Source organism: Elstera litoralis, from assembly GCF_000963705.1.
Classification (GTDB): Bacteria; Pseudomonadota; Alphaproteobacteria; order Elsterales; family Elsteraceae; genus Elstera; species Elstera litoralis.
This window is the reverse complement of the sequence record NZ_LAJY01000788.1, coordinates 1-682: the sequence shown is the minus strand read 5'-3', so window position 1 is coordinate 682 and position 682 is coordinate 1. Positions and strand designations below refer to the sequence as shown.

1 protein-coding gene is annotated in these 682 nt (G+C 56.9%); it reads left to right on the top strand.

What is annotated here, in order from left to right:
* Window positions 1–244: 244 nt before the first annotated feature.
* Window positions 245–682 (top strand): TRAP transporter small permease (locus tag VZ95_RS19785; RefSeq protein WP_045777394.1); only part of this gene is annotated, 438 nt, incomplete at its 3' end.

Sequence of the window (682 nt, the reverse complement as noted above, 5' to 3'; positions counted from 1 at the left end):
CAAGCTGTGGGATGAGCAGGAAGAAAAAGTCGCGCAAGATTGTCGAAGCGGCGGGCGTTACCATTGTTTCGGATGTCGATAAGAAATCCTTCTCCGATGCAGCGAAGCCGGTTTACGACAAATTCGCCTCCGATCCCAAGCTGAAGTCGCTGATCGCGCGGATTCAACAGACGAATTAGGCCAAAACTGCCCGGCGGGAGTCACTTCCCGTCGGGCTTCGCCTATAGGTCTGATGGGAGCCCTTATGATTTTCGATCTCTTGACGCGCTTCAATGCGCGCCTTGCCCGATACTGCATGTATTTTGTGGTTGCGGGCGTTTTTCTTCTGGTCGCCGTCGTCGCTTGGCAGGTGTTCGGGCGCTATGTGCTGAACGATACGCCGACCTGGGCGGAATCGCTGGCGCTGGTGATCGTGCTGTATGTAACCCTGCTCGCGGCCTCGGTCGGAGTGCGCGATGCCGGGCATATCGGTATGGAATCGCTGCTGATCCTGGTGCCCGAAAAACCGCGTCACATGCTGGAAGTGGTCATTCACATCCTCGTGGCGCTGTTCGGCGGCATTATGGTGTGGCACGGCGGGCTGTTGGCCCTGTCGGTCGCCAATTATCAGATTCCGATTCTGCATATCTCTGAAGGTTTCAACCATCTGCCGCTGGTGCTGTCCGGGGCTTTGATCGTGCTG